This is a genomic window from Cognatiyoonia sediminum, assembly GCF_900129845.1.
GTDB classification, from domain to species: domain Bacteria; phylum Pseudomonadota; class Alphaproteobacteria; order Rhodobacterales; family Rhodobacteraceae; genus Cognatiyoonia; species Cognatiyoonia sediminum.
The window spans coordinates 1-13477 of sequence record NZ_FQXB01000003.1 but is presented as its reverse complement, the minus strand read 5'-3'; the positions used below and the strand labels follow the sequence as shown (position 1 = coordinate 13477).

Genomic DNA, 13477 nt, shown 5'->3' with positions numbered 1-13477 from the left:
TGATACGATTTTTGAAGGAGGCCAGTCATGCCGCTCCAAATTTACAAGAGGGGCCGTGTCTACTGGGCCAAGGGGTGGATTGAATACAACGGCAGGCCAATCGCCGGCCCATACCGGCGAAGCACTAAGGCATCTACAGAAGAGGGCGCACGGGACTGGATAAACCATGAGACCGAACGTCAGATCCGTCGCTATGTCGTGGGCGACGAACCGAGCAAGACGTTCTCCGATGCTATTATGCTCTACAACGCATCGCCTAAGGCAGCGAAGCAGTTGATCCCGATTGTCGAAGCAATCGGCGACCTGTCGTTAGGCGCGATTTCTGGCGCGCTATTGAAGAGCCTTGGACCAAAGCTGAAACCCAAGGCGTCGACCGATACCTGGTGGCGTGAAATTGTGACGCCCGCGAGTGCTGTCATCAACAATTCGCACGAACTGGAGGGGACGCCGCTGATCCGCGTGAAGCCGTACGACAAGTTCGAGCGGATCGCGCAGGACAAGCGACGGGGGAAGCTTAGCCGCGTCGAGCGCACGCCAGCTGATAAGGAATGGATCGAGGCATTTTGCCGTGCCGCTGATCCGTACAATGCTGCACTGGTCCGTTTCATGTTCGAGACGGCCGCGCGTATTGATCAGGCCGTATCGTTGGAGCCTGATGACCTTCGACCGCACGAAAACAAAGTTCGCGTGAAGGCGCAGAAGGGGCATCCGGAAAGTTGGATCACTGTTTCGCCTCAGATGATGGACGAACTTCTCGCACTGCCACCGAAGCGCCCGAAGAACCGGAAGACCGGTAAACTGATGAAGGCGCGTGTTTTTGGCTATGGCAGCTCAACCGGATACAACACGCGCTGGAAGACAATTTGCAGGCGGGCGGGCATTCCGTACCTATCAGCGCATCCAGCTGGACGGCACGGCTTCTTCACGGAGCTTGTTGTCCGTCAGGGCGTCGATCCCGTCACGGCGGCCAAGGCTGGACGCTGGTCAGACCCCAATTTGCCCATGCGAATCTATGCCCACGCAGAGACCGATGAGGCCGACATCAGGGCTCGTTTTCGTACAAATCACGTACAGGATGACCCTGTACAATCACCCAAGCAGCAGAAATCACATAAGGAATAGCGCTATGAACGCATCCCTCCTAAGGGGCAGGTTGCAGGTTCGAATCCTGCCGGGGTCGCCAAAACCACCTGAAAAATATGGCTTATTTACGTTACGTTGTGCGGAAGCTTGCAAAAAGTCCCGCCAGCTTTTGTCCGTCGTCAGGGATTTTGGAACAGATGGGCGCTTGAGCTAAGAGAGGGTCAGGCTCATCTCGTTGGTTTAATTATGCGGCGGATTTGCTGTGAAGCAAGCGTCGCGTTTCGATGGTCTTTCGTTTGATCCTTTCTCGTTGTTTTAGGATGGTCTGGCCTCGCCCCAAGCCGACGTTCACCGGATGCCCGCGATGCTGCAGCGCAGCCCGTCGAACCGGACATTCAGATCATGTCTCAAGCAGGACTAGGATCATTTTTTGAAAAGAAGATAGACGTCGAATGGACCATCCGCTGCAGTGATTTGCAGCCTTGATCTTTCGCGCCAATCGACTTGCACAATGGATCAAATCTCGCGCAGCCAAAGTCATGTGAACGCGAACGGATGTATTGAGCGATGCTTAGTGAAGCAGAATTTAGGAACCTGTTGACCTCGCGAGCCGTCGCCCTGACTGGATGTCGAACAAATGGAGATTTTCCGGCGTGACCTTAAAGGCCATCTCTTTTCCGCTTGGGTCAATGGTATGCACCCCAGAAAGGCTGACAGTTATCGCCGAAGCTTCGCTTGCCAATTTACCATGGAGCAAAGTGTTGGCCCCCAGGGGCTCAGACATTTGAATAAAGGTCCTAATCGGTCCTCCGGCATCCTGTTCCAAATGTTCAGGGCGGATGCCCACTTTGACGGCGCCGTCAGGGCCGTCGGTTCGCGCAATCACTTGATCAGCAATTTTGACCTTCCCGTCCGATATATTCGCATCAAAAATGTTCATGGCCGGGCTTCCAATGAACTGAGCTGCGAACAAAGTTCTCGGCTTTTCATACACCTCAAGAGGAGACCCAATTTGTTCAGCGACACCGCCGTTCATGACGATCATGCGATCGGCCATTGTCATTGCCTCCACCTGATCATGTGTCACGTATAGTGACGTAATGCCAAGATTTGCTTGCAGCTCTCGGATTTCTAATCGCATCTGGACGCGCAACTTTGCATCCAAATTTGAAAGCGGTTCATCGAAAAGGAACACGGCCGGCTCGCGAACGATTGCACGCCCCATCGCGACCCTTTGTCTTTGCCCGCCCGATAATTGGCGGGGTTTGCGGTCAAGCAGTGGCTCCAACTGCAGCAGCTTTGCCGCTTCTTGAACTTTGGCTTCTATTTGATCCTTCGGAAGTCCCGCGATTTTGAGCCCGTACCCCATGTTCTGACGCACGGACATATGCGGATAGAGCGCGTAATTTTGGAAGACCATCGCGATATCACGATCCATCGGTTCCTTGTCATTGGCGCGTTCCCCACCGATCATCACGTCGCCAGACGTGACAGTTTCGAGCCCAGCAACCATCCGCAGCAATGTTGATTTGCCACAGCCCGATGGGCCGACGATGACAATGAACTCACCGTCTTCGATATCCATATCGATCCCGTGGATCACGTCGGTGGAGCCGAAGCTCTTTTTGATATCCTTGAGGGAGACAGTTGCCATTGGTTATTTCTCGCTATCAACTAGGCCGCGGACGAAGAGTTTTTGCATTGAAACCACAACGATCACTGGCGGGATCATCGCAAGGATCGACGTCGCCATGATCACCGGCCATTCAGCGACATCGTCACCTGACGGGAACATTTGTTTGATCCCCATCACGATGGTGTTCATTTCTGGATCGGTGGTGATCAGCAGCGGCCAAAGGTACTGGTTCCAGCCATAGATAAAGAGGATCACAAACAAGGCGGCAATGTTCGTCCTGCTCATTGGAACAACGATGTCCCAAAAGAACCTCATCGGTCGTGCGCCATCCACACGTGCTGCTTCAGCAAGCTCATCTGGAATTGTCAGAAAGAACTGTCGGAACAGGAATGTCGCAGTGGCAGAGGCAATCAAGGGAAAGATCAGACCATAATAGCTATTGAGCATTCCAAAACCTGCAACCACTTCAAATGTAGGAACGATGCGCACTTCGACTGGCAGCATTAATGTAATGAATATCATCCAGAAGAAAGTTTGACGGCCCGGAAACCGGAAGTAGACGATCGCGAAAGCAGACAGCAGCGAAATAATGATCTTTCCCACAGCAATGCCAATGGCCATAACGAGACTGTTGAAGAGCATTGTCGCGACGGGAACATTCACGCCAGAGAACAGCGCCCGACTGTAGTTTTCCCAAAACTGATCACCCGGCCAAAGTGGCATTGGCGGCTTTACGATCTCAGGTTGGGTGACAGTTGAAGCCACAAATGCCAACCAAATTGGAAAAAAGATCACCAAGACGCCCAAGATCATGAAAGCATGGGTCATCCAAATACCAAGCCCTCGTTTTTCCACCATTCCGTGTTGCTGGGCCATCAGTAGTGCACCCTTTTTTCAACATACTTGAATTGAATCACAGTCAGCAGCCCAACGACGACCAACAAGATGACGGATTGTGCTGAGGACGACCCCAAGTCTTGGCCGACAAAGCCATCCGAAAACACTTTGTAGACCAGGATGGTGGTGGATTGCTGCGGTCCGCCCGCTGTGATCGTGTGGATAACGCCGAAAGTCTCGAAGAATGCGTAGACCACATTCACGACAAGCAGGAAGAATGCCGTAGGGGTGATGAGTGGAAGCACAATGCCAAAAAAGCGCCTCCAGAAGTGGGCGCCGTCGATCGCCGCCGCCTCGATCACCGATCGTGGAACAGATTGCAGGGCGGCGAAGAAGAAGAGAAAGTTATAACTGATGCGGCCCCAAGCAGACGCAACCACGACAAGGCCCATTGCCTCTCCGCCGTTCAGGACGTGGTTCCAATCATAACCGAGCTGCCCGAGATACCAAGACACGACGCCAACGCGGGTGTTGAACATGAAGAGCCACAAAACACCGGCTACGGCAGGCGCGACGGCGTAGGGCCAAATCAACATCGTGCGATACACGCCGGAGCCCTTTATCAGCCGGTCAGCAATCACAGCCAAGAACAAAGCTGGGATCATCGAACACAGCGTTACGAGGATTGAGAAAATTGCGGTCGTCAGAAATGACTTGCGGTAGAATTTGTCGCTTAGAAGGAATTCGAAATTACCAAAGCCGACAAATTGCGATGATAGGCCAAATGGATCGGGGATGAATAATGACTGCCAAATCGCCTGACCGGCCGGATAGAAGAAAAAGACGGCAGAAATGATCACTTGTGGTGCGATCAGCAGGATTGGCAGCAGCCAGCCACGGAATGTGACCCGTTTTTCCAATGCTCGTCCCCAGTAAATTTGGTGCGGGCCAATTTCGGCCCGCACGCAGTGTTAGCTGATTAGCCGTTGGCTTGTTCGAACCGGCGTAGTAGGGCATCGCCGCGCTCTTTCGCACTGTCCATCGCCTCTTGCGGTGACTTGTCGCCAGACCAGATGGCCTCAAGCTCTTCGTCGATGATACCGCGGATCTGGTCAAATGAACCAAGACGCAAACCTTTCGAGTTTGCTGTTGGTTCATTCGCCGTCATCTGCATAACAGCGATGTCTGTGCCTGGGTTGGCTTCATAGAAACCTGCGGCCTTTGTCGCTTCACCTGCTTCTGCAGTGATCGGCAGATAGCCAGTGTTCTGGTGCCAAGATGCTTGAACATCTGAAGAGGACAAGAAGGAAAGGAATTCCCCTGCGCCCTTGTATTCTTCGGCATCATGCCCTGCCATTACCCACAAAGAGGCGCCACCGATAATCGTATTTTGCGGCTCATCCGCAACGGCCTTCCAGTACGGCAACGGGCGCACATCAAAGTCGAATTCAGCTTCGGAACTGATACCTGCGTAGCCGGCAGAGCTTTCGGTAAAGAGAGCGCACTCACCTGCACGGAAGTTTGCACCACCTTCGTTTCGCCGACCTGTGTAGATGAACTTGCCGTCCTGCGCCCATTCTTGCATCGCAGTTAGGTGAGCAATCTGAGCTGGGCCATTCAGCATCAACTCAGTATCCAGACCAGAAAATCCGTTGTCTTTGCTTGCAAATGGCACGTCATGATAAGCTGAGAAGTTTTCAAGATGGATCCAGCTTTGCCATGCGGTCACAAGCGGGCAATCTTCGCCACCTGCTTTCAATGCATCCAATGCAGCACCCACGTTTTCCCAAGTGGACAGGTCCATGTCAGGATCGACACCAGCCGCTTCAAACGCGTTACGGTTCACCCAAAGAACAGGTGTGGATGAGTTAAAGGGCAGCGATAGCATGTCGCCATCTGTGGATGTGTAATAGCCCTTAACCGCACCGATGTAGGCATCCGGGTCAAAGGTTGCGCCACTTTCGCCCATGACTTCATAGACTGGGCGAACCGCACCTTCGGCCGCCATCATTGTGGCCGTACCGACCTCGAACACCATCAGGATGTGAGGTTGTTCTTGGGCGCGGAACGCAGCGATCCCAGCGTTCAGTGTTTCGGAGTAGTTGCCCTTATGACTTTGGACAACGACGTAGTCGGATTGGCTAGCGTTGAACTCTTCAACTTGGGCCGCAACAAGCTCACCCAGTCGACCTGTGAAGGCATGCCAAAATTGAACTTCGGTTTGAGCCATTGCCGCGATTGGCGATAATAACGTTGAGCCGGCAATAGCGCCGATCAATAACTTTTTCATGGTTTCCTCCCTGGCATCTTTCAGATGCGAAATTGTTTCTGTGCGCGTGTTGAATTGGCAGCAGCTGTTGGAGATTCCGAGCTTAGCTCCACCGATCCATAATGCAAGCGTGCAAATTGTTGAATTCGCATAACAAGATGTTATGAAGCGAAAGCTCATCGATTAGGTACCTCATTATGTCAAAATCTCGCACCCTTCGGATCCGTCAGCTCGAGGCCCTTATGGCCGTGATTCTCAACGGTTCTGTGACAGCTGCGGCCGCGGACCTTGGAATTAGCCAACCCGCGACCAGTCGATTGCTTTCTGACCTTTCAAAAGAGTTCGATTTTCAGCTTCTAGACAAACGAGACGGTCGTTTGATTCCAACGCAAGAAACCCGATTGCTACAGCCGGATATTCAGCGCGTTTTGGAACTGATGTCGCAAATTTCGGAGGTCAGCAAAGACATCACCAACCGGCAAGCCGGTCATCTTCGCGTTGCCTGTTTGCCCGGTTTCGCAACCAGCCATTTGCCCGGTGTTGTCTCAAAGTTTCTGGAGAAGCGACCAGGTGTAAGAATGACGATCGAACCAGATCGCCCAGAACGCATCTTGGAGTGGATGATCGGCGAGCAATATGATTTTGGGATCACTGATGGCTTCACGGGTCACCCCGCAGTCGAGAGCATAAACGTGGACATTCGAACCGTTTGCGTCTTTCCGACGGGAGATGACCTAGGGAAGCTAGAGACCGTCACTCCTCAGGACTTAGTTGGCAAAGACTTCATTCAACCCCACCGCGACAGCGACTTCTACCACCAAATTTCGAAGGCATTTAGCGATGCACATGTTCCTATTCAGCCGCGCGTGGAAGTTAGACAATTTACTGCCGCTTGCGAGTTGGTTTGCAACGGCGCAGGAGTGGCAATCGTCAGCGAGCTGGATGCGGTCAAATATAGGGAAAGCGGTCTTTGTTCCCGACCGTTCTATCCATCTTTACCGCATTCCCTTTCATTGGTTCGGCCAATCCTAAAGAAACCGTCTCTCTTGACCCTCGAATTCATAGAGTACTTCGAAGCTAGTTTATCCCCTTACCAGCTAACGAAGGATTGAAATCACAGGCGCAAACCGGCCCAGAGCGGTCATTGGCTGGCACCTATCAATGCCGCAGCTGCAGCCCCCATTCCTGACATTCGCTGTGACGTCTCGTTTAAGTGAAAAAAACCGACTGCGTTTCGAAAGTTCTTTATTTCCGCAACGCCTCTTTCAAAGACGTTGCCCCCTCATCATATTCGCGCAAATCGAGCTGGGAATAGATGTCCAGAAGGTGGCCCTTCATAAGTTCTTCGGCGGCGGAACCGTCATGGTTGCGCAATGCATCAACAAGGGCGTGGTGGGCGTTGCTTTCGCACAAGGCATTGCGCCGTTTCCAGTAGAGCGCGATAACCAGCGAGGAACGGGACACGAGCTGTTTTAGGAATTGCTCAATCGTTTGCTGATCCGCAATTCGGGCGATTTCCAGATGAAAGTCCCCCGAAAGCTTCAATGCCAGACCGGGCCGATCTTGATCAAGCGCCTCATGCTCTTCCTTGATGTGCCGTTCAAGCAGGACAATATCAGCAGCTGTTGTGCGCTCGGCGGCGGCTCGCGCTGTGCTGGGTTCCAACAGCGCGCGGGCCTGAAAGACTTCATGGGCCTCCTTCAGCGAAGGCTTTGATACGAACGCCCCACGGTTCCTTTCGATTGTCAGCAGGCCTTCAAACGCCAGTGCTCGCAAAGCCTGCCTGACGACAGTCCGGCTGACGCCAAAGACGTCGCTCACCTCATCTTCGCGCAGCTTAGCTCCGGGCTTGAGCCGATGCTCATGCACAGCGTTTGTCAGCTGTGCGGCAATGTCTTCTGCAGCTAGCTTCTCTTTGGTGATGTTTGACATATCGATTCCTTCGCCAGAACCCTGCTGACCGGGCCGGTTCGGGGCAACACCCCATACAATCTGAGGTCAGATTGTATACAAGTTTTGCCTGTTTATTGCACAAACTTGCATGGCCCTGCTTGATTTCTAGCAGGTCGGAGAAGCGCTTTTACAAGTTTGGCAGATTCACCTTTGTTGCAACAATGGGCTTGAGGCAGCGTTTCGGCACTACATCTGGGGGCGGCATGACTCAAAAGATCGATCTCGAACTGATCAGCCTGACGAAGCGCTACGGCGCTACGGTCGCAGTTGACGCGATCAGCTACCATTTCGATGCGGGAACCTATGCTTGTCTTTTGGGGCCGTCAGGGTGCGGGAAGTCTTCGACACTGCGTATGATTGCCGGACATGAAACTGCTTCGGATGGGGCGATTACCCTTGGGGGCCGGGACATCTCGACATTGCCACCTGCCAAGCGGGGCACCGCAATGATGTTTCAGAACTATGCACTGTTCCCGCATCTTAGTGTGCTTGACAATGTAGCCTTCAGCCTGACGATGAAAGGCGTCGACAAAGGCACGCGTCACGCCCGAGCCAACGAGCTTTTGGAGCTCGTTGATATGACAGCCATGACGGACCGTCTGCCTGCACAGCTTTCCGGGGGGCAGCAACAGCGCGCGGCCCTGGCGCGGGCCTTGATTACAAAACCAGATGTCTTGTTGCTGGATGAACCGTTGTCTGCCCTCGATCCTTTTCTGCGGATACGTATGCGGGCAGAGCTAAAAAAGCTGCAGCGGGAACTGGGGCTAACTTTTGTCCATGTCACCCATGGTCAGGATGAGGCCTTGGCGCTGGCCGACGAGATCGTCGTGATGAACGACGCCAGGATTGAGCAGGCAGGCAAAACACGCGCGGTCTTTGACGCGCCCAGTACTGCCTTTGTGGCGCGGTTTCTGGGATCGCACAACGTGGTTGTTATGCCCGAAGGCTTGGTCGCTGTGCGGTCTGATGCCATGAAGGTGACGGACCAGACCGGAGCAAAGCTGCCGGGCACCATCACAAACATCGAATACCAAGGCACGCATGTCGCTCTTACCGCCGCCGTTCCTGGCGCGCAGGAAGTTACCGCGCTGCTGTCTGACAAGGATTTCTTCGGCAATCCGAAGGAGTTGGGCGAGGCAATCGGCCTCGACTGGGAGGCTGAGGCAGCACATGCCTTGGCTGGATAACGAACCGTTCAACAGAGAGGACGAACCATGACGACAATCTCCAAAGTACGCTATTCGCGTCGCTCACTTCTAAAGTCGGGTGGCGCGGCGGTGGCGGCCGCCGCGCTTCCGGCTCCAATGGTATGGGGGCAAGAGACGAAAGACATCACCTTGCGCCAGTTTGGCACCGGGGTGTCGAATCTGAACGACGTAGCCCTGAAAGTCAAAGAGGATTTGGGCTTCAATCTGGAAATGACCGCCCTGGACACCGACAGCGTGACCCAACGAGCGGCGACACAGCCCAATAGCTTTGATATCGCGGATATCGAATACTTTATCTGTAAAAAAGTCTGGGCCGCAGGCAACCTGCAGGCGATGGACACTTCCAAGATTGCCCAATACGACAACATCGCGGGCACCTTCCGCAGCGGTCTTCTGACGCCCGAAAGCACGATCGCACAAGGCACTGCGCCGCACACGGTTGGCTTTACATCCGGTGTGAACGGCAAGGACTTTGTGCAGGAGGAGTCGGGGTGGATGACCCTGATCCCGACGATCTACAACGCCGACACGTTGGGCATTCGCCCCGACCTGATCGGCCGCCCGATCAACAACTGGTCTGAGCTTCTGAACCCCGAGTTCAAAGGCAAGGCCTCGATCCTCGACATCTCGTCCATCGGGATCATGGATATGGCGCTCGTCGTGGAATCCATGGGCGAATACACCTACCCCGACAAAGGCAACATGACCAAAGAGGAGATCGACCTGACGCTTGGCATCTTCACCGAGGCCAAGAAGAATGGTCAGTTCCGCGCCTTCTGGAAATCCTTCGACGAATCCGTGAACCTCATGGCATCGGGCGAAGTCGTCATCCAGTCCATGTGGTCGCCTGCGATCACGGCTGTCCGCAGCCAAGGCATCCCATGTGTCTACCAGCCGCTTGAAGAGGGCTATCGCTCCTGGGGTGGCGGCTTGGGTCTCTCGGCCTCGCTGTCGGGCATGGAACTGGATGCGGCCTATGAGTACATCAACTGGTATCTCTCCGGCTGGGTCGGCGGCTATCTGATGCGTCAGGGCTATTACTCTGCTGTGCCAAGCACCTCCAAAGAGTTCATGTCCGAAGATGAGTGGGGCTACTGGTACGAAGGCAAGGAATCCAAAGGCGATATCGTCTCCCCGACAGGCGCCAAGCTCGCCGGGCCCGGCGAAGTCCGCGATGGCGGCTCCTTCCTCGAGCGTATGGGCTCTGTGGTCTGCTGGAACTCCGTCATGGACGAGAACCAGTACATGGTCCGCAAATGGAACGAGTTCATCGCAGCCTAAGCGATGCACGTCGGAGGGCTTTAGCCCTCCGGCACACAGAAACCCTTGGACAGACGGCAGGGGCAGGTTTGCGGAACAATACAGTCATAGGTTGGCTTTTGGCGGCGCCACTAGCGCTTGTGCTGGTAGTCTTTCTGGTGCTCCCGATCGTCATGATCGTAGTTGTCAGTTTCTGGGGCGCTACTGAATGGTCGATCTACCCTGCATTTCTGTTCGACAATTATGAATTCCTGTTGACCTCGGATGTGACGTACCGGGTCTTTTTCAACACGTTCAAATACGCCGCGATCACATGGGCTTTCACCCTGCTGATCGGGTTTACGGTCGCTTACTATTTGGCGTTTCACATCCGAAGCCTGACCTGGCAGATCGCGCTGTTTTTACTCTGCACGATCCCGTTTCTGACCTCGAACATTATCCGGATGATCTCATGGATCCCCTTTCTCGGGCGCAATGGGATTGCCAATTCGACGCTGATTTCCATGGGTGTCATTGATGAACCGCTGGAATGGCTGCTTTTCAGCGATTTCAGCGTCGTCCTCGCCTTCGTGCATCTCTACACGCTGTTCATGGTCGTCCCCATCTTCAACACCATGATGCGGATCGACAAATCTCTGATCGAGGCGGCGGTAGACGCGGGGGCAACTGGTTGGCAGACGCTTCGGCATGTGATCATTCCGCTTACCAAACCAGGGATCATGATCGGAACAATCTTTGTCGTGGCACTTGTAATGGGCGATTTCATCACGGTGCGTTTCATGTCAGGTAGTCAATCCGCCAACATGGGGCGTCTGATCCAGAATGACATTGCCCTGCTGCAATACCCGTCTGCGTCAGCAACCGCTGTGATCCTGCTGGTTACGGTTCTTATCCTGATCGGAACGCTTCTACGGCTCGTCGATATCCGGAAGGAACTGTGATCATGGAGCCGCGGCCTAAATCATTTTACGCGCTGACAGCCTTCTTCGTGCTGTTCCTGATCTTTCTTTACGGCCCAACCGTGACGATTGGGATTCTGTCGTTCCAAGGCCCGGGCGGCGGTTTGACCTTCCCGATGCGTGGCGTTTCGCTGCATTGGTTCCGTGACCTGTTCGAACAACAAGCCGTGGGCGATATATGGGGATCATTCAGCCGCTCACTGGTGCTGGGACTAATGGTGATGGTGACGACTGTTGTGGTCTCGGTCATGGGCGGGCTGGCCTTTCGCAAGCGCTTTGCAGGGTCCACGGTCCTGTTCTACCTCATCATTACGTCGCTGGTGATCCCTTCAATCCTGATATCTCTGGGCGTTGGACTCATCTGGTCACAATCCGGCCTGCCAGTGCACTGGTCGAGCTCCGGTTTTGGCGCGCAGCTGACTTGGACATTGCCGTTCGGCTTGCTGATCATGTTCGCTGTATTCAATCGTTTTGACCGCTCTTACGAGGAAGCCGCACGTGATCTGGGGGCAAGTCCGTGGCAGGTCATCCGTCATGTAGTGCTGCCCATTATCGCGCCTTCACTGATCGGAGTTGCTCTCTTCGGCTTCACGCTCAGCTACGACGAATTCGCCCGAACCTTGCTGACCTCCGGCAGCTACAACACGCTGCCGCTCGAGATTTTCGGCATGACGACTAACGTGACTACGCCGGTGTTGTTCGCCTTGGGCACGCTGACGACCGTGTTTTCCCTGCTTGTGATCGGTGTCTTTCTGCTTGTCGTTTGGCTATTGAACCACCGCCGCGCACGCCAAGGGTCCGATGCTGGCAAAGGCATGATCTGATGGCTGTGATCATCATAAACCCCAACAGCACGCGCTCAATGACTGATGCCATGCTCGCCCAAGCACGCAGGTCAGCTCCCAAGTTGGCGTTCGAGGGCTGGACCTCACATGATGGCCCTCCTGCTATTCAAGGCGTCACCGACGGAGAAGCTGCGCGCGCGCCATTGCTCAAGTTGGTCCAGCAAGCGTCCTCGCAAGGCGCTAACGGCATCATTATTGGGTGCTTTGATGACACTGCGCTTGAGGTCGCAGCAGGCTTGGCAGATTGCCCGGTGATCGGCATTGGCCAGGCATCCTATCACTATGCGGCCCTCAGAAACTGGCGTTTCAGCGTCATAACAACTCTTTCAGTCTCAAAGCCCATCATTCAGTCAAATATTGAACGGTATGGGTTCGATCACGTTTTATCGAAGGTCCGCGCGTCGGAAATTCCGGTTCTGGAATTAGAAACGAACACCAAACGTGCCTGTAAGGTGGTTGCACAAGAAGCTCTGCTTGCGGAACAAGAAGACGACATATCCGCAATCATTCTTGGCTGTGCAGGCATGGTCGAAGTCGCAGATACGGTTAGAAGCAAACTGTCTACTACGGTTATTGATCCCGTCGAATGCGCGGCGCGATGCATGCTGTGGATGCGTCGGATAGATTAAGGCCCGAAGGCTCTTTTGAGATTTGTGCTACCGTCGAAATGGCAACGCGGGGTTGTCGTTCTGGGAGGACATGGCGGATCGGAGGATCAGCCATGGAAACCACACTGAACCTACCAGCCATTCGCGCACTCCGTCCCGCTTGGAACAAGGGGCGGATCGTCGGCCAGAAGCGACCGTTGAATCCAAAATATGTCTGGGCGATCCGGGTCCGACTTGAATTGGCCGAAAATCATCGCGACCTTGCACTATTCAACATGGCGATCGACAGCAAGCTGCGCGGTTGCGACCTTGTGAAGATGAAAGTCGTCGACGTCATGGCGTCTGGTCAGATCAAAGAACGGGCATCTGTACTACAAAGCAAGAACAAGAAACCCGTGCGGTTTAAGATATCCGAAGGCACACGCGCCTCTGTAGAAAAGTGGATGGAGGATGAACTCATGGTCGGCTCGGAGTACCTATGGCCGGGTCGGTTCCATGAACGTCTGCACATCTCGACACGCCAGTATGCCCGGATCGTCCGGGATTGGGTCATGTCGATCGGTCTGGAGGCCAGCGCGTATGGAACGCATTCGGTGCGAAGGACCAAAGTCACACAGATCTACAAGAAGACTGGCAACCTAAGGGCGGTCCAGCTCCTACTTGGGCATACAAAAATGGACAGCGCCGTCCGGTATCTCGGCGTTGAATTGGAAGATGCCCTTGCTGATCCTCCCCCTTTGAAGTGGTCCGCCCCTATAGTTAGGAAACGGAGGATCAGATATGGGAATCAAGCGTCATAAACCGGAAGAGATTGTCACT

At 54.1% G+C, this 13477-nt stretch carries 13 protein-coding genes; 8 read left to right on the top strand and 5 right to left on the bottom strand.

Annotation, left to right across the window (positions count from 1 at the left end; translation table 11 throughout):
- Positions 1–27 precede the first annotated feature (27 nt).
- Positions 28–1122, top strand: a complete 1095-nt coding sequence (locus tag BUA85_RS10505; RefSeq protein ID WP_072900925.1) for a tyrosine-type recombinase/integrase — start codon at positions 28–30, stop codon at positions 1120–1122.
- A 547-nt stretch (positions 1123–1669) separates the two neighbouring features.
- On the opposite strand, the gene BUA85_RS10495 is transcribed toward BUA85_RS10505, so the two are convergent.
- The 4 genes from BUA85_RS10495 to ugpB are packed head-to-tail and all read right to left on the bottom strand — an operon-like array spanning position 1670 to position 5846.
- Positions 1670–2737: a sn-glycerol-3-phosphate import ATP-binding protein UgpC gene (locus tag BUA85_RS10495; RefSeq protein WP_072900923.1), complete on the bottom strand. Its 1068-nt coding sequence runs from the start codon at positions 2735–2737 to the stop codon at positions 1670–1672.
- A 3-nt stretch (positions 2738–2740) separates the two neighbouring features.
- The gene (gene ugpE / locus BUA85_RS10490) at positions 2741–3577 is read right to left on the bottom strand and encodes a sn-glycerol-3-phosphate ABC transporter permease UgpE (RefSeq protein WP_072901457.1); all 837 of its coding nucleotides are present in this window, start codon (positions 3575–3577) and stop codon (positions 2741–2743) included.
- A gap of 17 nt (positions 3578–3594) precedes the next feature.
- Complete coding sequence (gene ugpA, locus BUA85_RS10485) at positions 3595–4476, bottom strand: sn-glycerol-3-phosphate ABC transporter permease UgpA (protein WP_072900921.1); 882 nt, start codon at positions 4474–4476, stop codon at positions 3595–3597.
- A 59-nt stretch (positions 4477–4535) separates the two neighbouring features.
- Entirely contained in the window at positions 4536–5846 is a 1311-nt protein-coding gene (gene ugpB / locus BUA85_RS10480) for a sn-glycerol-3-phosphate ABC transporter substrate-binding protein UgpB (protein ID WP_072901455.1), read from the bottom strand.
- Positions 5847–6022: 176 nt separating this feature from the next.
- Between ugpB and BUA85_RS10475 the strand changes: the two genes are divergently transcribed.
- Positions 6023–6937 (top strand): LysR substrate-binding domain-containing protein, encoded by a 915-nt coding sequence (locus tag BUA85_RS10475; protein WP_072900919.1) that lies wholly within the window; start codon positions 6023–6025, stop codon positions 6935–6937.
- Positions 6938–7070: 133 nt separating this feature from the next.
- Here the strand turns inward: BUA85_RS10475 and BUA85_RS10470 are convergent, their stop codons facing one another.
- Positions 7071–7763, bottom strand: coding sequence for a GntR family transcriptional regulator (locus tag BUA85_RS10470; RefSeq protein ID WP_423219907.1), 693 nt, complete (start codon positions 7761–7763; stop codon positions 7071–7073).
- Positions 7764–7981: 218 nt separating this feature from the next.
- Here BUA85_RS10470 and BUA85_RS10465 point away from each other — a divergent pair, with 218 nt between their 5' ends.
- From BUA85_RS10465 to BUA85_RS10440, 6 genes are all read left to right on the top strand, one after another.
- The gene (locus BUA85_RS10465) at positions 7982–8965 is read left to right on the top strand and encodes an ABC transporter ATP-binding protein (RefSeq protein ID WP_072901453.1); all 984 of its coding nucleotides are present in this window, start codon (positions 7982–7984) and stop codon (positions 8963–8965) included.
- Between the two features lie 36 nt (positions 8966–9001).
- On the top strand, positions 9002–10267 hold the full coding sequence (locus BUA85_RS10460; protein ID WP_110559091.1) for an ABC transporter substrate-binding protein: 1266 nt from the start codon (positions 9002–9004) through the stop codon (positions 10265–10267).
- A complete protein-coding gene (locus tag BUA85_RS10455) occupies positions 10243–11187 on the top strand; it encodes an ABC transporter permease (protein ID WP_083526251.1) in 945 nt (314 codons plus the stop codon). The genes BUA85_RS10460 and BUA85_RS10455 overlap by 25 nt, the downstream gene beginning before the upstream one ends.
- A 2-nt stretch (positions 11188–11189) precedes the next feature.
- A complete protein-coding gene (locus BUA85_RS10450; protein ID WP_072900913.1) occupies positions 11190–12029 on the top strand; it encodes an ABC transporter permease in 840 nt (279 codons plus the stop codon).
- Positions 12029–12679 (top strand): aspartate/glutamate racemase family protein, encoded by a 651-nt coding sequence (locus BUA85_RS10445; protein ID WP_072900912.1) that lies wholly within the window; start codon positions 12029–12031, stop codon positions 12677–12679. The genes BUA85_RS10450 and BUA85_RS10445 overlap by 1 nt, the downstream gene beginning before the upstream one ends.
- 92 nt (positions 12680–12771) lie before the next feature.
- Positions 12772–13458 carry a tyrosine-type recombinase/integrase gene (locus BUA85_RS10440; RefSeq protein WP_242649046.1) on the top strand — a complete coding sequence of 229 codons (687 nt, stop codon included), beginning with the start codon at positions 12772–12774 and terminating at the stop codon, positions 13456–13458.
- Positions 13459–13477 lie beyond the last annotated feature (19 nt).

Bases quoted from the DNA above. Each gene is read 5' to 3' on its own strand.
- BUA85_RS10445 (WP_072900912.1), top strand. From the start codon at position 12,029: ATGGCTGTGATCATCATAAACCCCAACAGCACGCGCTCAATGACTGAT.
- ugpE (WP_072901457.1), bottom strand. From the start codon at position 3,577: ATGGTGGAAAAACGAGGGCTTGGTATTTGGATGACCCATGCTTTCATG.
- BUA85_RS10450 (WP_072900913.1), top strand. From the start codon at position 11,190: ATGGAGCCGCGGCCTAAATCATTTTACGCGCTGACAGCCTTCTTCGTG.
- BUA85_RS10475 (WP_072900919.1), top strand. From the start codon at position 6,023: ATGTCAAAATCTCGCACCCTTCGGATCCGTCAGCTCGAGGCCCTTATG.
- BUA85_RS10505 (WP_072900925.1), top strand. From the start codon at position 28: ATGCCGCTCCAAATTTACAAGAGGGGCCGTGTCTACTGGGCCAAGGGG.
- BUA85_RS10465 (WP_072901453.1), top strand. From the start codon at position 7,982: ATGACTCAAAAGATCGATCTCGAACTGATCAGCCTGACGAAGCGCTAC.
- BUA85_RS10455 (WP_083526251.1), top strand. From the start codon at position 10,243: ATGGAACGAGTTCATCGCAGCCTAAGCGATGCACGTCGGAGGGCTTTA.
- BUA85_RS10495 (WP_072900923.1), bottom strand. From the start codon at position 2,737: ATGGCAACTGTCTCCCTCAAGGATATCAAAAAGAGCTTCGGCTCCACC.
- BUA85_RS10440 (WP_242649046.1), top strand. From the start codon at position 12,772: ATGGAAACCACACTGAACCTACCAGCCATTCGCGCACTCCGTCCCGCT.
- ugpB (WP_072901455.1), bottom strand. From the start codon at position 5,846: ATGAAAAAGTTATTGATCGGCGCTATTGCCGGCTCAACGTTATTATCG.